General features: G+C 58.3%; 19 protein-coding genes and 1 pseudogene. 9 read left to right on the top strand and 11 right to left on the bottom strand.

Translation table 11 applies throughout. From position 1 onward, the window contains the following. Positions 1 to 436: 436 nt before the first annotated feature. The 7 genes and pseudogenes from V7730_RS09405 to rbfA form a co-directional block, all read right to left on the bottom strand. Positions 437 to 1,634 (bottom strand): annotated as a pseudogene (locus tag V7730_RS09405) (IS3 family transposase). 161 nt (positions 1,635 to 1,795) lie between these two features. Beyond that, a complete protein-coding gene (rpsO, locus tag V7730_RS09400; RefSeq protein ID WP_335747337.1) occupies positions 1,796 to 2,065 on the bottom strand; it encodes a 30S ribosomal protein S15 in 270 nt (89 codons plus the stop codon). Between the two features lie 165 nt (positions 2,066 to 2,230). Next, the gene (locus tag V7730_RS09395) at positions 2,231 to 3,307 is read right to left on the bottom strand and encodes a calcium-binding protein (RefSeq protein WP_335747336.1); all 1,077 of its coding nucleotides are present in this window, start codon (positions 3,305 to 3,307) and stop codon (positions 2,231 to 2,233) included. 115 nt (positions 3,308 to 3,422) lie between these two features. Further along, positions 3,423 to 3,938 (bottom strand): DUF1643 domain-containing protein, encoded by a 516-nt coding sequence (locus tag V7730_RS09390; RefSeq protein WP_335747335.1) that lies wholly within the window; start codon positions 3,936 to 3,938, stop codon positions 3,423 to 3,425. Further along, on the bottom strand, positions 3,935 to 4,846 hold the full coding sequence (truB, locus tag V7730_RS09385) for a tRNA pseudouridine(55) synthase TruB (protein ID WP_335747334.1): 912 nt from the start codon (positions 4,844 to 4,846) through the stop codon (positions 3,935 to 3,937). The genes V7730_RS09390 and truB overlap by 4 nt, the downstream gene beginning before the upstream one ends. Before the next feature lie 69 nt (positions 4,847 to 4,915). Next, complete coding sequence (locus V7730_RS09380; protein WP_335747342.1) at positions 4,916 to 5,701, bottom strand: phosphodiester glycosidase family protein; 786 nt, start codon at positions 5,699 to 5,701, stop codon at positions 4,916 to 4,918. Between the two features lie 26 nt (positions 5,702 to 5,727). Then, complete coding sequence (gene rbfA, locus V7730_RS09375) at positions 5,728 to 6,147, bottom strand: 30S ribosome-binding factor RbfA (protein ID WP_335747333.1); 420 nt, start codon at positions 6,145 to 6,147, stop codon at positions 5,728 to 5,730. 87 nt (positions 6,148 to 6,234) lie between these two features. Between rbfA and dapB the strand changes: the two genes are divergently transcribed. Together dapB and V7730_RS09365 are read left to right on the top strand one after the other, a co-directional pair. Continuing rightward, positions 6,235 to 7,050, top strand: a complete 816-nt coding sequence (gene dapB, locus V7730_RS09370; RefSeq protein ID WP_335747332.1) for a 4-hydroxy-tetrahydrodipicolinate reductase — start codon at positions 6,235 to 6,237, stop codon at positions 7,048 to 7,050. Between the two features lie 90 nt (positions 7,051 to 7,140). Next, positions 7,141 to 7,497: a dihydrodipicolinate reductase gene (locus V7730_RS09365; protein WP_335747331.1), complete on the top strand. Its 357-nt coding sequence runs from the start codon at positions 7,141 to 7,143 to the stop codon at positions 7,495 to 7,497. Positions 7,498 to 7,570: 73 nt separating this feature from the next. Here V7730_RS09365 and V7730_RS09360 read toward each other — a convergent pair whose 3' ends face one another. Further along, entirely contained in the window at positions 7,571 to 7,756 is a 186-nt protein-coding gene (locus V7730_RS09360) for a DUF1674 domain-containing protein (RefSeq protein WP_335747341.1), read from the bottom strand. Positions 7,757 to 7,889: 133 nt separating this feature from the next. On the opposite strand from V7730_RS09360, the gene V7730_RS09355 reads away from it, so the two are divergent. Beyond that, positions 7,890 to 9,161, top strand: coding sequence for an RsmB/NOP family class I SAM-dependent RNA methyltransferase (locus tag V7730_RS09355; protein WP_335747330.1), 1,272 nt, complete (start codon positions 7,890 to 7,892; stop codon positions 9,159 to 9,161). On the opposite strand, the gene V7730_RS09350 is transcribed toward V7730_RS09355, so the two are convergent. After that, a complete protein-coding gene (locus V7730_RS09350) occupies positions 9,158 to 9,913 on the bottom strand; it encodes a phosphate/phosphite/phosphonate ABC transporter substrate-binding protein (protein WP_335747329.1) in 756 nt (251 codons plus the stop codon). The genes V7730_RS09355 and V7730_RS09350 overlap by 4 nt on opposite strands. 317 nt (positions 9,914 to 10,230) lie before the next feature. Between V7730_RS09350 and V7730_RS09345 the strand changes: the two genes are divergently transcribed. From V7730_RS09345 to V7730_RS09320, 6 genes are all read left to right on the top strand, one after another. Beyond that, positions 10,231 to 11,985 (top strand): heparinase II/III family protein, encoded by a 1,755-nt coding sequence (locus V7730_RS09345; protein ID WP_335747328.1) that lies wholly within the window; start codon positions 10,231 to 10,233, stop codon positions 11,983 to 11,985. A gap of 16 nt (positions 11,986 to 12,001) precedes the next feature. Continuing rightward, positions 12,002 to 13,588: a bifunctional phosphoribosylaminoimidazolecarboxamide formyltransferase/IMP cyclohydrolase gene (purH, locus tag V7730_RS09340; RefSeq protein WP_335747327.1), complete on the top strand. Its 1,587-nt coding sequence runs from the start codon at positions 12,002 to 12,004 to the stop codon at positions 13,586 to 13,588. Between the two features lie 17 nt (positions 13,589 to 13,605). Next, positions 13,606 to 14,130: a signal peptidase II gene (gene lspA / locus V7730_RS09335; protein WP_335747326.1), complete on the top strand. Its 525-nt coding sequence runs from the start codon at positions 13,606 to 13,608 to the stop codon at positions 14,128 to 14,130. A gap of 53 nt (positions 14,131 to 14,183) precedes the next feature. Further along, positions 14,184 to 14,687: a DUF3035 domain-containing protein gene (locus V7730_RS09330; protein ID WP_335747325.1), complete on the top strand. Its 504-nt coding sequence runs from the start codon at positions 14,184 to 14,186 to the stop codon at positions 14,685 to 14,687. A gap of 106 nt (positions 14,688 to 14,793) precedes the next feature. Beyond that, positions 14,794 to 16,134, top strand: coding sequence for a M16 family metallopeptidase (locus V7730_RS09325; RefSeq protein ID WP_335747324.1), 1,341 nt, complete (start codon positions 14,794 to 14,796; stop codon positions 16,132 to 16,134). Further along, entirely contained in the window at positions 16,131 to 17,441 is a 1,311-nt protein-coding gene (locus V7730_RS09320; protein WP_335747323.1) for a M16 family metallopeptidase, read from the top strand. Before V7730_RS09325 ends, V7730_RS09320 begins: the two co-directional genes overlap by 4 nt. Before the next feature lie 54 nt (positions 17,442 to 17,495). Here the strand turns inward: V7730_RS09320 and V7730_RS09315 are convergent, their stop codons facing one another. Both V7730_RS09315 and deoC read right to left on the bottom strand, forming a co-directional pair. Beyond that, positions 17,496 to 19,832 carry an aldehyde dehydrogenase family protein gene (locus tag V7730_RS09315; protein ID WP_335747322.1) on the bottom strand — a complete coding sequence of 779 codons (2,337 nt, stop codon included), beginning with the start codon at positions 19,830 to 19,832 and terminating at the stop codon, positions 17,496 to 17,498. Between the two features lie 17 nt (positions 19,833 to 19,849). Continuing rightward, entirely contained in the window at positions 19,850 to 20,851 is a 1,002-nt protein-coding gene (deoC, locus tag V7730_RS09310) for a deoxyribose-phosphate aldolase (RefSeq protein WP_335747321.1), read from the bottom strand. Positions 20,852 to 20,908 lie beyond the last annotated feature (57 nt).

The following is a 20,908-nucleotide window of genomic DNA, read 5'->3' as shown; positions in this document are numbered from 1 at the left end:
AAACCTCAACCGAAGGGCCCCTTTTTTCGCCGCGACTTGGCCCATTATTGCTCTGTGATTTACAAAAGGACTCGCGCAAAATATATCATGAAGTAACCAAGCCTATCTGGTGTCGTTTGTAGCGTACCGAGTCTGCAAATTAACTGGGGCGAAACTATGTTGCATGGGATTGCTTGCCCATTCCGGTAGAGCATTCGTGGAAACCCCCGATTTACCAGTCTGATCGTGGCCAAGCCATCGGCTCCAGCAAACAAGCCATTCGAGCATTGTTCAACATCTCAAAAGCATACGCTGATATGAGAGAAACGAACGGCAGGTATGTCCCGCATAACAGACCAACAAATTTGCAGACGTATCTAGAATTTTCATAAATTCTGACCTGAGCTCCAAGCCTTCTCCGGCTTTGCGCGGAGTCCTTGGGATTAAATTTTTGGCGTTAGTCAGCTATCTTATCCATCGCCTTTCCATGCAGAAATTCCATAGGGGTCAGGTTGCCCAAGGCTGAATGTGGCCGACACCAGTTGTAGTCCTCATGCCAGTCTTCAAGCGGTTTGCGAGCATCGCGCAATTTACCAAATAGCGTTTCATTAAGGCATTCATTCTCTGCCCGGCAGTGCATGTTTATATGCACGAGAGTAGCGCAGCTTGCCGTTGAAGCTTTCGATGAAGCCGTTCTGCTGGGCTTGCCAAGCGCGATGTAGTGCCAATCGATGCCCGTATTCTGAAACCATTTGAGGATTGCCATGCTGGTGATCTCGGTGCAGTTGTCCGACACAATCGTCTTTGGCATGCTGCGTTCGGCGATGATTTGATCCAGTTCTCGTGCGACGCGCTAGCCAGACAGCGACGTATCAGGGACCAGGGCCGGGTCCTCTCGGCTGAAGTCATCGACAACTGCCTGAATGCGAAAACGGCGGCCATAGAGTAAGTGCATCCGGCACGAAATCCAAGGCCCATCGCTGGTTAGGGCCATCAGGTAACACTATTGGCTTCCTCGTGCCCAAAGCGCGCTTCCCGCCACTCCTGCGACGCACCTGTAGCTTCTCTTCAGGGTAGATGCGCCTCACCTTCTTCAAAGCCCTCACGCGCAACCAACACGTGAATGCGCCAATATCCAAATCTACGGTGCGCTACCAATTGCATCCCGCAGATCAACATCATCGAGGGGTAGTGATTGGTAGCGCACCGTAGATCTATCGATCTGCAAAATATCACACGCCCCCTCTCTGCAGATTGCTTTGCTATCGCCTGCGGGGCAATGGTCGCTGGTTGATTTGATGAACCTCCATCAAACGCACCACAGCTATCCGCTTCCCAAAAGGCGTCACCATTATTTTGAGTTGATGTCTCGCAGCATGGCATTGTCCAACATCTGTTCAGCCAGCGGCTTCTTCAGTTTGATAATCTCGTCCTCAAGCGCCCGCAGCCGCTTCGCATCCGAGCGCTCCACTCTCAGGGGCATCGCTATGCGATGCCCTGCCGTGCAGTGCAGTGCATGCCACCGTATTTAGATTGTATTTTTAGACCGTTGCCAAACTGATCCCGTGCCGCCGACATACATCTGCGGTCTTCTCACCAGCTTCCTGCTCTTTGATCATCGCGATGATCTGTTCGTCCGTAAATCGTACCTTCATTTGTCCGGCCTTTTGTTGGGCGGACTCTACATAAAAATGAAGGATTTTTAGGGGCTCATGTCACCTCCAACGTATGTGAGATGTGGTCTTCTCCGCCCCATGAAAAAACCGCGCTCTGCAAAGAAGCGCGGTTTAATCTTGTCTGACTGTCGAGGCGTCGCTTAGCGGCGCAGGCCCAGACGCTTGATCAGGTCTTGGTAACGTGCATCGTCTTTGGACTTAACGTAGTCTAAAAGTTTACGGCGCGTTGCGACCATTTTCAGCAAACCACGGCGGCCATGGTTGTCTTTTTTATGCGTTTTGAAATGGTCTGTCAGCGTTGCGATGCGCGAGCTGAGAACAGCAACTTGCACTTCTGGGGAACCGGTATCGCCTTCTTTGGCGCCGAATTCTCTCATGATGCGAGCTTTTTCTTCTTTCGTAATCGACATCGGGGTCTCCTTGTCAAAAGGTTAAAAGGGATGGCGCAGGCCGGGATGTCGTCCAGCTCAGGCCCATGGAGGAATCGCAGGAGCGTGCCTGCGATGGGGGCGTATAGGCGTGTTTTGCGCTGTTGGCAAAGGCTTATTGTGTCTGCGCGACTGAAAGCCGTGGTGTTAGCCCGCAGCGAGGCCAATTTGCGTCGCTGTGCTGAGCGGTATCAGGGCGATGTCACTAGTGAGAAGGTCGGTGCCGTTGACAGTGGCAATCACCGCGCCGTCCATTAGAACAAGGGTTTGATCAGACATTTCCGGATCGGCTGTTAGGGTTACACTCGGTTCAACGCTGTTTGACGCACTGTCATCCCAAACCAGCACGATGCTGTCGTCTTCGGCGGTGTAATCCAAAATGTGCGCGGCCTCACCGTCAGTGATCCATCCGCCCAGCACGATTTCATCAGCGCCTTCACCGCCTGTGACAATGTCTCCGGCACCGACAAGTATGCTGTCATCACCGCCGCCGCCGTTCAAAAAGTCACTGGCATTGTCGTCATGGCTGAAGCCATCATTCATAATCCCGCTGAGCATATCGTTGCCCCAACCACCAAAGAGGGCATCCGCACCGTTGCCGCCAATCAGCGTGTCATCGTCCAGACCGCCCATCAGCGTGTCATCACCGTTATTGCCATTGAGCGCATCATTTCCGGCAGAGCCTTGCAGCGCGTCATCGCCGTCATCGCCGAAGAGTGTATCATTGGCGTTGTGCCCGAACAGTTCATCATCTTCGCTGCCGCCATGCATCACATCGTCGCCGTCGTGACCGTGCAGAGTATCGTTGCCTGCTTCTCCGCTCAGCGGATCGTCGCCCGCTTCGCCGCGCAGTTCATCGTTGCCGGTTCCGCCGTTAAGCTCGTCCGCGCCGTCCATACCGCGCATCCGGTCGTTTCTGTCGGTACCCGCAATATGGTCTTCGTCATCCGTCCCATCGGTGAGCGTGACCTGATCAGCGGCCGAAAGAACGAGAGGTGGCAAGAGGGCAGCATCATCGCCGCTGCGCGGGTCATAATCCGCTTCAAAAGGATCCTCAGTTATGAATGCTTCGGTTGAATCGTCGCTAATGTTTGCAGAAAATGCATCGGGAGATGTGGTGTTCTCAAACGATTCCGTCAATTCGTCTTCGTCGGTATCGTACGGGTCTACGTAGGCGACCGCACCAACCGCCATAACGCCCATCAATCCTGCCAACCAAAGCATAGTAATATTTCCATAAATATGTGGGGCCGCCCCAGCGCAATATAAGCACAGGTTTGGTATGAGTCGTCAAAAGAGTAAGGGGGAAATGGTTAACTCCACGTGTCATTAGGCGGAGTCAGTCGCTGCTTATCCAAACCTGAGGCACGGCGCTGTAGGGAAGGTAAAGCGGGTGTCGGGGATGGCCCGCCTTGGTCAAACCAAGATGAAACAGTTTGTGACCTAGCGTGCGCAGGTGGCTCTCTACGATCGGCCCTTGATTTCTGTGTTCCGCGTGGACGCCCCAAGCAGCAATCACAGTGTCCGCCCATTTTGCAGCCTCGTCCAGCGCGGGCGCATTGTCGGGGCCTTCCGGGTCGGCTGCTGCACGCATTTCACGCGGGTCGGTGGCGCGTAGGGCAAAGATATTCACTGCGCAAAATCCCCCAAACCCCAAAGTGCGCGCGCGTTGTTCGCAGCGGTGAATGGTAGGATCGTTCTGCACCTCGGTCGCGGTGGAGGGATTGAGCATGATGAAGGTCACGCGCGGGCCCGCCTCGTCCCAAATGCGCGTCAGGCTGTAGCGGTAGCGTTCACAGTCAGAATAAACGGCGGTAGAGGGCGCGTCTCCTTTGATATGGGTGCGGGTAATCATTCGCCGGTGTTGAAGACGCGCGACGGATGCAATTCTCCTGACTTGAATGTGCCTACTGCCACAGCGTGCCCGTTGTAGGACGCCCAGCATTCATCGCCATATTCAACGTCCTTGGCGAAGACCATGCCTGGGTTGCCGTTGCGTAGTTTGACTGCGCCTTCACCGCTGGCTGTAACTTCAGGCAATTCCTGCAGGCCCATCTCAAGCGGGCCGAGGAAGGCGTCGAGGTCGGGAGATTTGGCAAGCTCTTCAATCTGCGCAAGCGTCACGGCGTTTTCGACATCAAACGGACCGGACCATGTGCGGCGCAATTCGCGGACGTGGCCTTTGCATCCCAGAACGTTACCTAGATCCCGCGCGATCGAGCGGACATAGCCGCCCTTGCCGCACACCATCTCAAGCGTGGCATGGTCGGGATCGGGCCGGTCTAGCATGATCAGGCTTTCCACAAACAGCGGGCGCGCAGGGATCTCCATTTTTTCGCCATCACGGGCGCGCTTGTACGCGCGCTCTCCGTCGATCTTAACGGCTGAAAACTGCGGCGGCACTTGTTCGATGTCACCGACAAAGCGGTGCAATGCCTCTTTGATCGCCGCATCATCGGGACGCAGATCAGAGGTGGCGATGACCTCGCCCTCGGCATCATCGGTATTGGTCGAAATTCCCAGACGCACGGTAAACACATAGGCCTTCATGGCATCGGTAATAAATGGCACGGTTTTTGTCGCTTCGCCCAACGCTATAGCCAGAACGCCGGTGGCATCAGGGTCCAGCGTGCCTGCGTGCCCCGCCTTGCGCGCGCCAAATGCCCAGCGCACCTTGTTCACGACCGCCGTCGACGTGGGGCCAGCGGGTTTGTCGATCACAACCCAGCCGGAGATATCGCGCCCTTTGCGTTTGCGTGCCATGTGCTGTCCTTGATAAATGTTGTTGCGCGCCCTTTTGCAGATTGTGGGCGCAGGTGCAACGGGGTGGACCTATTCGTCGCTGTCCAAGATGGGCGGAGTGTTGGCCAGAGGAGAGGCTTCCTCAGTTTCTAGCGGAGGCAGGCTTTGCCCCTCGACCACACCGATAATCGGACCAAGCGCGCCAAAGCCGATGTCATTGCGCCCCAGTTCAGGCGCACGCAACCGTGAGACATTACCATCGAAATACAGCGCAATATTTAGCCCTAGATGCTCTAGAAAGAAGCTGCCGAAAGCGTGAAAAGTGACAGCTGAGTTCGAGATCACGAAAACGGCCCGCTGGCCATCGTCACTGGTGCCAACGCCGTTTCGAATAAATCGGGAGGTTGAGTTGCGCAAAAAGCGTGGATGCAAGGCGCCGTCGATCACAAGCATCGGTCCTGACTGTGTGGCGCTCACACACTCGGGTGCTTCTTCTACGTAGCGCAACGTCTCGATCACGTCAGCGCGGCGGTCGCGCAGGCACAAGACGCCGTTGGGTAGCAGTCCGAAATTGCCCGGCCCTGCGTTGGTAATGACGCGCTGATAGGTTTCTCCGTCTTCGATGTACAAGCCAACCGGCGCGCGGTCATCATGGTACATACCGGCATTCGCCGCAAAACCAAGCGCGAATCCCTGCGCCTCAAGCGCAGCGTTCAGAGTGCCGAAGTATCCATAAGGCCGCTCGCTTTCAGGCTCGTACAGAAACAGCCTCAGCATGTCGCGGTTCAGGTCGACTTCGCAGATTGCGTACTCGGTGCCTTTGTACGTCTCTTCGCTGCAGTCAGCGGCCAGCGCAGGGTGCGCAAGCGCAAGCATCCCCGCAACTAGTGCCGCGCGGAAGATCACTCTTCGGGTGCCCCGTCGTCAGGCGCATCTGCATCGCGGCGCACGACATCTTGGGCCAGCATCCTGCGTGTCTCATCCATCTGGTCAAATGTACGGTCCAGCTGGAACCGCAGCTCGGGCGAGAATTTGAGCGTCAGCTTTTTGGCCACCAGCTTGCGCAGCTCGTGCTTGTTGCGGCCCAAAAGGTTGAGCACGTCCTCTTGCCCGATGCCGCCCAAGGGCAGCACGTAAGCGGTCGCGACCTTCAGGTCGTTGGATGTACGCACTTCGCCCACGGTGATGGACATGCGGTTGAGATCGGGATCGTGCACATCGCCCCGCGCCAGAACATCGCTGAGTGCGCGGCGAATGGTTTCGCCGACGCGCAGTTGTCGCTGGGTGGGGCCTGCGCCCTCGTAAGATTTGTTCTTTGCCATATTCTCCCTCTACGAGGTCTTAACTTCTTTGCCAAGCGGATGCGCGCAGGCTAAACCGCTCTGGATCGGATCAAAGGGGACAAAAGCATGGCACAGACAACAGGTATCACCATTACAGGCGCCTCGGGACGGATGGGGCAGATGCTGGTGCGCGAGGTTGCAGCGCGGGCAGACACACGCCTGTGTGGCGCGGTTGAGCGTTCAGGCCATGACTGGATCGGGAGGGATCTGGGCGAGGCCATGGGTGGCACACCGAACGGGGTTATAGTGACCGATGACGCGGATGCCGCGATAGCAGATGCGAACGCCGTGATTGATTTTACCGCCCCTCAGGCCACGCTGGCGTTTGCTAGGGCGGCAGCCAAGGCGGGCGTCGTCCATGTCATCGGCACAACTGGCATGAGCGCTGAGGAAATTGCACAGCTTGCCGAACCCGCAAAGGGCGCCGTGATCGTACGTGCGGGCAACATGAGCCTTGGCGTGAACCTGCTCACCCTTTTGACGCGCAAGGTGGCCGCCGCGCTGGACGAAGATTTCGACATCGAGATAATCGAATCACACCACAACCAGAAGGTCGACGCGCCTTCGGGTACCGCGCTGATGCTAGGCGAAGCTGCGGCAGAGGGCCGCGGTGTGAATCTTGCTGATGTAAGCGATTCGGGCAGGGACGGCATAACCGGCGCCCGCAAACGCGGCGACATCGGCTTTTCCGCGATTCGCGGCGGTGACATTGTTGGAGAACATGACGTGATGTTTGCCGGCGCAGGCGAGCGGATCGTCTTGCGTCACATTGCCTTTGACCGTTCGCTGTTTGCGCGTGGCGCACTCAAGGCAGCGGTCTGGGGGCAGGGCCGCGCGCCGGGCGAGTATGATATGCTGGACGTGCTCGGGCTAAATGACTGATCCGTTCGTAGGGCAAACATTTATTAGTAAAATGAAACCAAATCGGTTTCGTTTACGTATCTGTCGCAAAGGACCTCGAAGGAGAGACCTATGCGACAGAGATTTTTTGCTTTCGTAGCACTCGCGCTGGCCTGCGCGACTCCGGCCGCCGCCGAGTTCTCAAAGGTGGAAAGCGCTGCGGAGTTCAAACAACTCGTGAGTGGAAAAACACTGACCCGTCCGTTGGTTAAGCTCACACTCAACCCCAATGGCACGATATCAGGAAAAGGGGCAGCCTGGCCTGTAACAGGCCGCTGGAGCTGGAAAAACGGGTTCTTCTGCCGCAGCCTCGAATGGGGCGGGGATGATCTGGGGTACAATTGCCAAGAGGTGAAAACCTCTTCCGACCGGATCAGATTTACATCGGATCAAGGCGCCGGAGACAGTGCAGAATTCTCTCTACGCTGAGCGAAAATGGACCTTCGGGTTGTTTTGGACCCAGAGCTTTTTGGAAGCTCTGGGTCCGTTTTTAGGGGTGCTTTCAGAAATCGACAGCGATTCCCTTTTTCTCCCAATCACCGAACCGGACAGGCTCGGGCCCGTTACGACCACCTAACTCAGGCGGCAACTCCAGTTCTTTCGCAGCGGCGCGGCGTTCTTCGGCCTCGGCCAGTGCGCGTCTTGCGGCAGGTGGAAGATCAGGTTCAGGCTCCGGCGTTGGAGGAATTGGGGCATCGGGAATGGGTGGTTCTTTCGGCGTGGGCGGTTTTACCATCGGACGTTCCTTTCTCAACTCTCTCTTGATATACGGCGCGCCTTGCCCCAGACAACCGCCAGACCGCGAAGAGAAAGAGCAAATCATGTCAGACACCGGCGTATCGGCGCGGAAATCCGCCGTTTTCCTTCTCGACCAGATTTTGGGCGAGGGCAAACTGATGTCCGAGCTTCTTGGCGCAGGCGTGCTGGACAGGCTGCCCGCGGATGATCGCGCGCGGGCACAGCGCCTTGCGCAAGACACCCTGCGCGGTCTGGAGCGTGCGGACCGCATCTTGCAAAAGCACCTCAACAAGTACCCGCCGCTGACAGTGCGCAATGCTCTGCGTATCGGCACTGTTGAGCTTTGCACGGGCGGCGCGGCGCACGGTGTGGTCAATGCGATGGTGTCCGTGGTCGCTGGTGACAGGCACTTGAGCCACCTTAAGGGGCTGACAAACGCTGTTTTGCGCAAAGTTGCCGCAGAAGGCCCTGACGCGTGGAGCGCCCGTCGCGCGCCGCGTATGCCCAAATGGCTGCGCGGCCCGCTGGTCGAAGCTTGGGGCGCAGATGCCATCGCCGCGATCGAGACTGCCCACTTTCAAGGCGCGCCGCTTGATCTGACGGCAAAGGGCGACGCCGCTGAACTGGCTACACGACTGGACGGCACGCTGTTGCCCACTGGCTCCGTGCGTCTTTATGGCGGCGGACAGGTCTCTGCGATGGAAGGTTTCGCCGAAGGGGACTGGTGGGTGCAGGACGCCGCCGCTGCCTTGCCGGCATTGATCCTGAATGCACAACCCGGCGAAGTGGTTGCTGATCTCTGCGCAGCACCAGGCGGCAAAACCATGCAGCTTGCTACCACAGGTGCCGAAGTGCGTGCGGTGGATGACAACCATTCCCGCATGCAGCGTGTGAAAGAGAACCTTACCCGCACCGGCCTGACTGCCCGCACCTTCATCAAGGATGTCCGCCAGTTTCAGGGAGAGTTCGATGCGATCCTGCTGGACGCACCCTGTTCGGCAACAGGCACAATCCGCCGCCACCCTGACCTGCCCCACGCCAAGGACGGGTCGGACTTTGGCGCGCTCATCGCGTTGCAGGAAGAGATGTTGGACCACGCATGGTCAATCCTCAAGCCTGGCGGGCGGTTGATCTTTTGTACCTGTAGCTTGCTTCCCGATGAGGGCGAGGTCCAGATCGACGAAGCGCTTGAGCGTCATGGCGATATGACCGTGGACCGTGCCGCGCTGGACCAGCCGGGCGTTGATCCTGCGTGGATTTCATCGGAAGGCGGTTTGCGCTTGCGTCCTGATTTCTGGGCCGAACAGGGCGGGATGGACGGCTTTTATATCGCCTGCCTGCGCAAAGCCGCCTAAAGCAGCGCCTCTACAGGCGGGTTTTGTACCGCTATGTAAGCGCTTTGCGGGATGGCAACCAATCCGTTCAGATCAAGCATGCTCCGATCCTCAGCAGAGAGGTCGGCGATAGCCCCGCTTACCGCCCCGAATACCGTGTTCGCATCGTGCTGCGGCCCAGTGATATACGGCAGGCCAGGTGTCGGAGTGGTGTATTCCAGAACGCGCAGCTGTGTTGGCCAAGGCTCATAGCGCTGGATCAGCCGCCAAGTCTGCGCATCAATGGACGCGATATCGGCGGTACCATGGGCGACCATTCGGGCCGAATTCACATGGCCACCACTCTGAACACGATCGGTAAACCAGAAACCGGCGGCCTTTGTGTGGGCATAAATCGCTGCGAAACCGGATTGGGAATCGGCCATGTTGAACGCCAAGCGTGCGGTAGCATAGGCTTCGATATCCACGCGCGGATCATCCGCCGGGACCACAATCGCCGAGCGGTAGTAGCCTGGAAGCAGACCATCCAGCGAATAATCTGGTGTACCGACCAGCTGCACTGACCTGTGCAGCTTTGTCCGGTAAGGCATTCCGCAAGTCTGACTGAGCACCAGCGCCGGATCCTCCCAAACGTCGAACTCCGCTGCGCCTTGTGCCAGCGTTTCAGGCGCCTCGATGCCCTCTGCGGCCAGACGGGCGCGGATGAAATGCCAATAAGTGGTCAGTGCAGCGTCAAGTTCGGGCCGTGCATACATCATCAGAGAGGCGATCATGATGTTGCCTCCCCAAGCGCTACGAAACTTGTAAGGGCCGTAGCGTTTTTATCGCACCGCTCGATGGGGTGGCCAAGAGATATACAGGGCTCATTCATGCGTCACGGCCTTTGAGAAAAACTATACTTTCTTTTGGAGGCTAGTCGTTTCCGATCAAGAGAAGAAGATCAGTTTAGTCGGGACCGTACAGGTAGCAAAGACAACTGCTCAACAGCGTCTGGCAAGGAATGCGCGAAGACCTGCCGGAAAAACGGTGACTTGACCCGCTGCCCGCGCTAGACTTCGCCAAACGCCCAGAGAGCGTATAGGCAGAGCACATGATCCAATTTCCACGATTGAGCGCATATCGCACGCGCGTCTTGAACCAGTTGCACGCCCGTTTTGCGACCCGTGCGCGGGGGCAGGCCCGTGGATTTGTCTCTTCACCAGAGCCGCGCACCATCGGGTCATTCGCGCGAGGTCGGCAGTTGGCGGCGGGGAATTTCCTTTTTGCTGGCAGCTTGATCACGGCGCCGGATCAGACACCGTGGGAAGTCGAAGCACCCGACACGGCATTTGCTCAGGCCTTGCACGGTTTCGCGTGGCTGGACGATCTGGCCGCAGTCGGTGATAGCGCTTCGCGCCGCGCTGCACAGCGCTGGTTGTGGCAATGGATTGAGCTGTATGGCAACGGGCGTGGTCCGGGTTGGACGCCGGGCCTGACGGGCCGCCGATTGATCCGCTGGATCAACCACGCGCTCTTTATGTTGCACGGCAGCGGTGAAAACGCCCCTGATAGCGAGGTATTCTACCGCTTGCTCATGCAGCAGACGCGCTTTTTGTCCAAGCGTTGGCATGCCGCAGCGCCGGGGTTGGCGCGCTTCGAGGCGCTCACCGGCCTGATTTATGCGGGGCTGTCGCTCGAAGGGCTTGAGGCGCTGGCTGACCCGGCGATCAAGGCGCTGGCGAAAGAATGTGCCGCACAGATTGACGCGCAGGGCGGTCTGCCGACCCGTAACCCCGAAGAATTGCTGGATGTATTCACTTTGCTCACGTGGGCAGCGGCGGCGCTGTCGGATGCAGGGCGCGGTACACCACAGCCGCATCTTGCTGCGATTGACCGCATCGCGCCTACCCTGCGCACTTTGCGCCATGCGGATGGCGGGTTGGCGCGGTTCCACGGCGGTGGGCGCGGAGCCGAGGGCTGGCTTGACCACGCGCTGGCCGCGTCCGGTGTGCGCAGCATGCAATCTGAGGGGCTGTCGATGGGGTATGCGCGCCTGTCAGCTGGTCGCACCAGTATGATCATCGACGCCAGCCCGCCGCCCGGCGGGGCCGCTTCGGCCAATGCGCATGCGTCGACACTCGCGTTTGAGCTGACCTCAGGGAGGCGTCCGCTGATTGTGAATTGCGGCTCTGGCGCCTCATTTGGGTTGGATTGGCGACGGGCAGGGCGGGCGACGCCATCGCACTCCACACTGGTTTTGGGCGGCTATTCCAGCGCGCGTCTGGATATCGCTGACCGCCGTACGGGGATTGAAGCGCTGATTGATGGACCGACTCGCGTTCCGGTCGAGATCACGCCGGTGAGTGACGGCATGAAGTTCGAGGGCGGGCATGACGGCTACGCCCTGACCCACGGTTTGACCCATGCGCGTACGCTTGAATTGACCAGCGATGGCCGTGCGGTGGCAGGCGAAGACATGTTGCTGGCGCTCGAAGAAACGGAAAAACGCCGGTTTGACCGTGCGCTTGACCGAACAAAACTCAAGGGTATCGGATTTGAGGTCCGCTTCCATCTGCACCCAGAGGTCGACGCGACACTTGATCTAGGCGGAGCGGCTGTGTCGATGGCGCTAAAGTCAGGCGAGATATGGGTTTTCCGGCATGATGGTACGACCGAATTGAAGCTGGAACCGGGCGCATACCTTGAGGCAACACGCCTAAAACCACGTGCTGCACAGCAAATTGTTCTGACCGGACGTGCGATAAATCCAGCGACAAGGGTCCGCTGGTCCTTGTCCAAAGCCCAGGAAACTGCGATTGGCGTGCGTGATTTGGAACGGGATGACCCGTATCTTGACGCTGACTGACCAAAGGAGCCCTGCCATGGCCGATCTGTACACCGTAAAACGTGCCCTTCTCTCTGTGTCCGACAAGACCGGACTGATTGATTTTGGACGTGCCCTTGCCGCACGCGGGGTCGAGCTGTTGTCGACTGGCGGCACGGCAAAGGCACTGCGTCAGGCGGGGCTGGATGTGCTGGATGTCTCCGAGGTCACAGGCTTTCCTGAAATGATGGATGGCCGCGTCAAGACGCTGCATCCGGTCGTGCACGGTGGTTTGCTGGCACTGCGCGATGACGCTGGGCATATTGCCTCGATGGAAGAGCACGGGATTGGCGCAATCGATCTGGTAGTTGTGAACCTTTACCCGTTTGAAGAAACCGTAGCGAAAGGCGCCGAATACGGCGAAGTGATCGAGAATATCGATATCGGCGGACCTGCAATGATCCGTTCCGCTGCCAAGAACCACGGTTTTGTCAGCGTGATTGTGGATGTCGAAGACTACGATACCTACATCGCCGAGCTTCAGGCGAATGACGGCCAGACCACTTATGCCCTGCGTCAGCGTCTTGCCCAGACGGCCTATGCCCGTACTGCCGCCTATGACACAGCTGTAAGCACTTGGATGGCTGATGCAGTTGGTGGCACTCCGCGCCGTCGCACCTTTGGCGGCACGCTGACTCAAACCCTGCGCTATGGCGAAAATCCACACCAGCAGGCGGCTTTTTACAGCGATGGCAACAGCCGCGCAGGCGTGGCCACAGCCAAACAGCATCAGGGCAAAGAGCTGTCCTATAACAACATCAACGACACTGACGCGGCGTTTGAGTTGGTATCTGAGTTTGCACCAGAGAACGGCCCAGCCGTTGCGATCATCAAGCACGCGAACCCCTGCGGCGTGGCCACCGGCAAAACAATGGCCGAGGCATATGCCCGCGCGTTTGACTGTGACCGCACATCGGCCTTTGGTGGTATTATTGCGCTGAACCAGACACTGGACGCCGCAACAGCCGAAGCCATCACCGGCATCTTTACCGAGGTGGTGATTGCGCCTGACGCGGACGAAGACGCAATCAAGATTTTCGCCGCCAAGAAGAACTTGCGCTTGCTGACAACCGGCGGCCTTGCGGATCCAACAGCCGCACGCCTTGCACCGCGTCAGGTTTCGGGCGGCTGGTTGGTACAGGACCGCGATGTGGGCCGGATCAGCCCTGATGACCTCAAAGTTGTAACCAAACGCCAACCAACCGAGCAGGAAATGAGCGATATGCTTTTTGCCTGGACTGTTGCGAAGCACGTCAAATCCAACGCGATCATCTACGTCAAAGATGGCGCGACCGTCGGTGTCGGCGCGGGCCAGATGAGCCGTGTGGACAGCACGCGCATCGCGGCGCGCAAAGCGCAAGATATGGCCGAGGCCATGAGACTGCCTGCGCCCCTGACCCAAGGGTCTGTTGTGGCATCTGATGCGTTCTTCCCGTTTGCTGACGGGTTGATCACAGCGGCCGAGGCAGGTGCTACAGCGCTGATCCAGCCCGGCGGCTCCATGCGCGACGAGGAGGTCATTGCAGCGGCGGACGAAGCTGGTCTTGCGATGATCTTTACCGGCATGCGCCACTTCCGGCACTAAGACAGGAGCCGAACCCGATGCGGATAATTTTTTGGGCAAGCTTTGCTGCTTTTGCGATCGACCAGATCAGCAAATATGTGGTGATCCACATGATGGAGCTTGCCCGCATCCGTAGCATTGACGTGCTGCCGCCCCTGATGAACTTTCGCTACGGAGAGAACCGAGGCATCAATTTCGGTCTCTTCGGGGGCGGTTCGGAGGCGAGCCGCTGGATTCTTATCGTTCTTGCTGCGGTAATTTGTATCGCGGTTCTGGTTTGGGCGCGTAAAAATGCGCATTCGCAAATCTCCCGGATCAGCGCGGGCTTGTTGGTTGGCGGTGCGTTGGCCAACGTTCTGGATCGGCTGATATACGGCTATGTCCTTGATTTTTTGAATATGTCCTGCTGCGGGATCAATAATCCATTCGTGTTCAACATCGCCGATGTGTTCATTTTTGCAGGGGCGCTGGGCCTGATCTTCTTCACCGATGACAACAGCACTGGCTCTGGGTCTGGCAGCAAGATCAAGCCGCGCAAACGTGCAGGCAAAAAAGCTGGGTGACATTGCCGCCCTGCCTGCGATATTGAAGGGCAATGGCGGTCTGGAGGCCTTTGATGCGTATATTTGCTTTGTTGTTCGTAATGCCCGTGTTGGTCGCGGGATGTGCCAACGTGGGCTTGCGCGATTTGCGCAGTAATTCCAAGGGCCCGGACGAGTTTGGCATCCAGCCGGTTGCCTCCCTGCAGTCGCCGGCTAGCTTCTCTGAACTGCCCGCTCCGACACCCGGAGGTGCCAACCGCGCTGACCGTTCTGCGCTTGCTGAAGGCGCGGAAGCCTTCGGTGGCCGTCTCGGCGATCCAAACGCGGCGGTACCCGCCAGTGATGGCGCGTTGGTCCGGCATGCAAGCCGCCTTGGCGTCACCCAGAACATTCGCGAAACCCTTGCTGAATCGGACGCGAAATTCCGCAGTCGCAAGGTGCGTTTTACACAATTCCGGATCGTGCCGGTGGATCGCTACAATCAGGCATACCGCAAGGAAGCGCTCAACCCGCGGGCAGAGCAGAACCGCTGGCGCAATGCTGGCGCGCGTACGCCTTCTGCACCTCCTGCGGACTGAAACCACATTACATATCTGTGATAAACCGTCGTTGCAGCTTGAACCTGCGCGTCGGCAGAGTACCTATGTCTTAGCGCCCCATGGTTGACTGAAAAGGACTATCTTGATGTTGCGATACGCCCGATCCCTTCTGCTTTCTGCGGTCCTGCTTCCCGCCGCCGCACTGGCGGAAAGCAGCGGCAAGGTCACTGATTTCGTGCTGGATAACGGCATGCAGGTTGTTGTCATCGAAGATCACCGCGCCTCCGTGGTCCAGCACATGCTGTGGTATCGCGCTGGCTCAGCGGATGAGCCAACGGGCTCTTCTGGTGTGGCGCATTTTCTTGAGCATTTGTTGTTCAAAGCAACGGACAAGCTTGAAGCCGGAGAGATGTCTGCCACCGTCGCTGCAAACGGCGGCCGCGACAACGCTTTCACCAGCTATGATTACACGGCCTATTTCCAGCGCATCGCGGCCGACCGGCTTGAGCTGATGATGACCATGGAAGCGGACCGGATGAAGAACATCCGCCTGACGCCAGAAAATATCGCGACAGAGCGCAAGGTGATCATCGAAGAGCGTAACCAGCGCACCGAAAACAACCCCCAAGCGCTGTTCGGCGAACAAGTCAGCGCCGCGCAGTATCTCAACCATCGCTATGGTACGCCGGTTATCGGCTGGATGCATGAGATGGAAGAGTTGGACCTCGACGATGCGCTGAGTTTTTATGAGCTCTACTATTCGCCAAACAACGCCATTCTGATCGTCTCGGGGGATGTGACACCTGACAACGTGCGTACCTTGGCCGAGAAACACTACGCTGCGATTCCAGCGAACCCTGACCTGCCAGAGCGTCTGCGCACCGAAGAGCCGCTCCAGAATGCGGAGCGCCGTGTGATTTTCCGTGATGCGCGTGTGGCGCAGCCCTATATTTCGCGCAGTTACCTCGTGCCAGAGCGTGACAGCGGTGCGCAGGATACTGCGGCTGCTTTGACCATCCTCGCCGAAATTCTGGGGGGTGGCACCACGTCCTATCTGGCCGAGAAACTGCAATTTGATACCCAGACCGCCACCTATTCCGCCGCTTGGTATTCTGGTGTGTCACTCGACGACACAACCTTCCGGATGGTTATTGTCCCTTCTGATGGCATGAGCCTTGAGGAGGGTGAGGCCGCGATGGACAAAGCGCTTGCCGAGTTTATGAAAGCAGGTGTGGATCCAAAACAACTGGACCGGATTAAACTGCAAATTCGCGCTGCTGAAATCTATGCGCAGGACAATGTCGATGGCATTGCCAATCGCTATGGATCGGCACTGACCTCTGGCCTGGCAATCGAAGACGTTCAGGCGTGGCCCTCCATTCTGGATGCCATTACCGCTGAAGATATCATGGAAGCCGCAAAGCTACTGCGCCGCGAGGCCTCTGTCACGGGCTGGTTGATGCGCGATGAAGGAGACACTCGATGATCCGTTTTGCCACTGCCCTGTTTCTCGGGGCCGCAGCGGCACTGCCCGCGCGCGCCGAGGTCGACATTCAGACAGTCACATCCCGCGGCGGGGTTGAGGCATGGCTGGTCGAGGAACACTCGCTGCCGTTCGTCGCGATTGAAATCGCATTTCTGGGCGGCACCTCTCTAGATGTTGAGGACAAACGTGGTGCCGTCAACCTGATGGCTGCCTTGCTTGAGGAAGGCTCCGGCGATCTGGATGCGCGTGGATTTGCCCGCGCGACCGAGACTCTGGCGACCTCCTTTGGCTTTAGCGCCGGATCGGAAGAGCTGTCGATTTCGACGCGCTTTCTGACAGAGAACTTCGACGCTTCAGTGGCACTGCTGCGCGATGCCATTCAGAAGCCACGCTTTGACCAAGCGGATATCGAACGGGTTCGCGCCCAAGTGATATCGGGACTATCTTTCGAGGCCAAAGATCCGAACGAGATCTCAAGCAAGGCCTTTGCGACGATGGCTTACGGCAATCACCCCTACGGCACGGTCGAATCCGGCACGCCAGAGAGCGTCGCAGCCCTGACGCGGGATGATCTGCTCGAAGCACACCGCAATGTGCTGGTGCGTGACCGTGTGTTGGTAGGGGCCGTTGGTGATATCACGCCTGAGCAATTGGGTGCGCTGCTGGACGTTGTATTGGGGGACCTGCCCCAGAATGGTCCGATCATGCCCCCTCATGTTGAGCCGGTCATCAAAGGCGGCACCACGGTTGTTGAATTTGATACACCGCAGTCCGTTGTCTTGTTCGGTCAGCGCGGGATTGCTGTGAACGATGACGACTATTTTGCTGCTGTCCTGCTGAACCAGGTGCTAGGGGGCGGATCGTTTGAAAGCCGTCTGATGCAGGAGGTGCGCGAAAAGCGCGGCCTGACCTATGGCGTCTATTCCTACCTCTATTCCCGCGATCTGGCGAACGCCTTCATGGGGTCTGTCAGTTCGGCCAATGACCGCGTTGCCGAAGCGATCTCGGTCATTCGCGACGAATGGCGCCGTGCGGCCGAGGAGGGCGTCACAGAGGATGAGCTGCGGGACGCGAAAACCTTCCTGACGGGCGCCTATCCCCTGCGCTTTGACGGGAACAGCACCATTGCCGGAATCCTTGTAGGGATGCAGACGATTGGACTTGAGCCTGAATACGTCAACACGCGCAATGAACGTGTGGAGCGGGTGACGCTAGACGACGTAAAGCGCGTGGCGTCAGAGTTGATGGACCCAGACGCACTGCATTTTGTTGTTGTGGGTAAGCCTGAAGGCCTACTGTCAGAGTGATGCACTAACCCTCTGCCCCCGATTGGAGGCAGAGGGTAGATTATGGGCGGACGATCACTCGCCATATGGAACCCAGATATTCTTGATCTCGGTGGCATGCATGAGGAAGGTTTTTGCGTCGACCTTGTCCCAGTCCTGCGCCAACCCGTTTTGAACCCATGTACGTTTGAGATTGCTGGCTGATCCCTGCTCGATCACCTGATCAAGGGCTGGATCGCCAAAGCTCCAGACCGCGTCGATATCCATGTGACGGGCCATCGTTTCAGCCACATCTTCTTGGGGACCGGTCAGGATATTCACCACGCCAGCAGGCACATCGGATGTATCAAGAACCTGATAGAAGTCAGTCGCGGCCAGCGGGAACGGCTCGGACGCGCTTAGGATCACGCGGTTGCCCATCGCGATGGCTGGGGCCATGACCGCCACCAAGCCCAGCAGCGGCGATTGCGCGGGGCACAGGGCACAGATCACGCCAACAGGTTCTTTCATGGCAAGGGCAATCCCGCGGATCGGAACGCCGTGGGCTTGGCCATCATATTTGTCCGCCCAAGCTGCGTAGGTGAATAGGGATTGCACGGCCGCATCGACCTCTTTCGCGCCAGACTTTCCACCCTGCATCGCTTCTAGACGCTGCGCGAACTCGGTGCCGCGGGCGGCCAGGTTTTCGGCGATGTAGTACAGGATTTGCGCGCGGAGGTGGCCGGTGGTCTTGGCCCAACCTTTTGCTGCCTGAGCAGCCTCAGCCGCGTTGCGCACGTCCTTACGGCTTGCTTGCGGGACGTGGCCCAACAGCGCACCGCCTTTGGCCCAAACGGGTATGGAGTAACCGCTGTCAGGGCGCGCCTGCTTGCCACCGATATAGAGCTTCGCCGTCCGGTCGATCCCGTCCAGCGGTGCGCCGGAGCCGTTCATCGCTTCGACTGCTTTCACCGGTTTTCTCTTGGCTTTGGATTTGGTGTAGGAGCTCAGACCTTCCCAGCCGCCTTCACGGCCAAAGCCGCTTTCACGCACACCACCGAAACCGGCGGCCGCGTCCATCATGTTGGTGCCGTTGATCCAGACAATACCGGCAACCAGCTTTGGCGCAATGTCGAGCGCGAGATTGATGTTCTCAGTCCAAACAGTCGCGGCAAGGCCGTAGCGGGTGTTGTTGGCAATGCTCACAGCCTCTTCCGGTGTGCGGAAGGTCGTTGAGACCAACACCGGCCCAAAGATTTCTTCCTGCATGAGCGTATCGGCAGGATGCAAACCCGTTATCAAGGTCGGGGGGTAAAAGCTGCCCTGCGCCGGGATTTCACAAGCCGCGACATGAGTTGTACCCGCCGTATTGGCCGCAACCATGCTTTTGATGGCTTCCAGCTGTTTGGGGTCCACAATAGCACCGATATCCACGCTTTTATCCAGTGGAGAGCCTATGCGCAGTTTGTCCATACGCGCGCGCAGCTTGGCGTGGAACAAATCCGCGACAGGTTCTTGCACCAAAAGGCGCGAGCCCGCGCAGCAGACCTGACCCTGATTGAACCAGATCGCGTCCACCAGTCCTTCGACAGCGGAATCCAGATCTGCATCGTCGAATACGATGTAGGGCGACTTGCCCCCCAGTTCGAGCGTCAGCGCCTTGCCTGATCCGGCAGTCGCTTCGCGGATGTGGCGGCCAACGGCGGTGGAGCCGGTGAAGGCGATCTTATCGACGTCTGCGTTCACGATCATCTCGCCCACATCACCGTCACCTGTGACGATATTCACTACACCCTTAGGCACACCGGCCTGCATGCAGATATCTGCAAACAGCAGCGCGGTAAGGGAGGTATATTCGGCAGGCTTCAGCACAACAGTGTTGCCCATGGCTAGCGCAGGCGCGACTTTCCATGCCAGCATCAGCAGCGGGAAGTTCCACGGGATGATCTGTCCGCAAACGCCAAGAGCTTCGGCATCGGTTAGCTCACTTTCCATCAGCTGGGCCATGCCTGCGTGATAGTAAAAGTGCCGCTGCGCGAGCGGGATATCGATATCGCGGGCTTCGCGGATGGGTTTGCCGTTGTCGAGCGTTTCCAGCACGGCAAACAGGCGGCTGTGCTTTTGCTGCAGCCGTGCCAGTGCGTATAGAACTTTCGCCCGCGCAGGGCCGCCAGAGGCTTCCCATTTCGGTTGGGCGCGGCGGGCTGCTTTTACAGCGGCGTCCACGTCCGATTGGGTGCCTTGGGTCACATGGGCCAATACATCGCCGGTCGCGGGGTTGCGGCTTTCGAATACGTCGCTAGGGGCGGTCATTTCCCCATCGATGAAATGGCCAAAGCGGCCGCCCTGATCCACGATCCACGCCAGTGCTTCGGCGGCGGATTCAGGGGCGGTGCCATAGTCCATGGTCTGGAATACTTCGGATACAGTCATGTCAGTCGCCCTTCGGGTCAGGAGGTAGGATGGCGGTAGGTGGCGGAATAGCTTCCGCTCACGTGATGCTCCAACTGCCGCTCGATGTCGTTCAGCAGTGAGGAGGCGCCAAAACGGAACAGATCAGGCTGGAGCCAGCGATCCCCCAGCTCTTCTTTCATCAGCGCCAAATAGGTGATGGCGTCTTTGGCTTTGGAAATGCCACCAGCGGGCTTATAGCCTACGCGGTAGCCGGTACGCTCATAATAGTCGCGAATGGCGCGGATCATCACGAGCGAGACGGGCAGTGTGGCGTTCACGCTTTCCTTGCCGGTCGATGTTTTGATGAAATCGGCGCCTGCCATCATGCAAACCAGCGATGCACGGGCAACATTGCGCAGGGTTCCCAGCTCTCCGGTTGCAAGGATCGCTTTGACGTGCGCGTCGCCGCAGGCCGCGCGAAAGGCGCGCATTTCGTCATAGAGAGCTTGCCAATTGCCTTCCAGCACATGGCGGCGGGAAATCACGATATCGATCTCAGCGGCACCAGCGGCCACGCTCTGCTCAATCTCTGCGATGCGCAGGGGCAGTGGGGACAGGCCGGCCGGAAAGCCGGTGGAGACTGCCGCCACAGGAATGCCACTGCCTTGCAGCGCATCGACAGCGGGACCGATCATCTCGTGGTACACGCAGACCGCGCCAACCGTGACCGGCGGCATTCCCAGCGCATTAAGCACTGACGCAGCAATAGGTTGCCGCGCTTTGGCGCAAAGCCGTCCGACCCGCCGCGCGGTATCGTCCCCGGAAAGGGTGGTCAGATCAATGCAGGTCACAGCCTTAAGTAGCCAAGCGGCCTGATGCGCCTTTTTGACCGATCGTCTGGCCGGCAAAGAGGCCGCACGCCGCTCAATCGCCGACGTGTTGGCTTGCACGCTCAACACCCAGTTGAGGTCAAGCGGCATGCCCGCGTTGCGCGGCTCTGTGACTTGGGGCAGAAGGGCTGCATTTGTACTAGTGGCAGTAAGTGTATCTATCGACATCGGTAGGCACCTTTTGGAGGAATGCCGCACAAACTCGCACGTCAGAGGGAAGCATTG

It is taken from the genome of Sulfitobacter sp. (genome assembly GCF_036961165.1).
Classification (GTDB): domain Bacteria; phylum Pseudomonadota; class Alphaproteobacteria; order Rhodobacterales; family Rhodobacteraceae; genus Sulfitobacter.
Note: the sequence above shows the minus strand (reverse complement) of the source record. Positions and strands in the feature narration are given on the sequence as shown.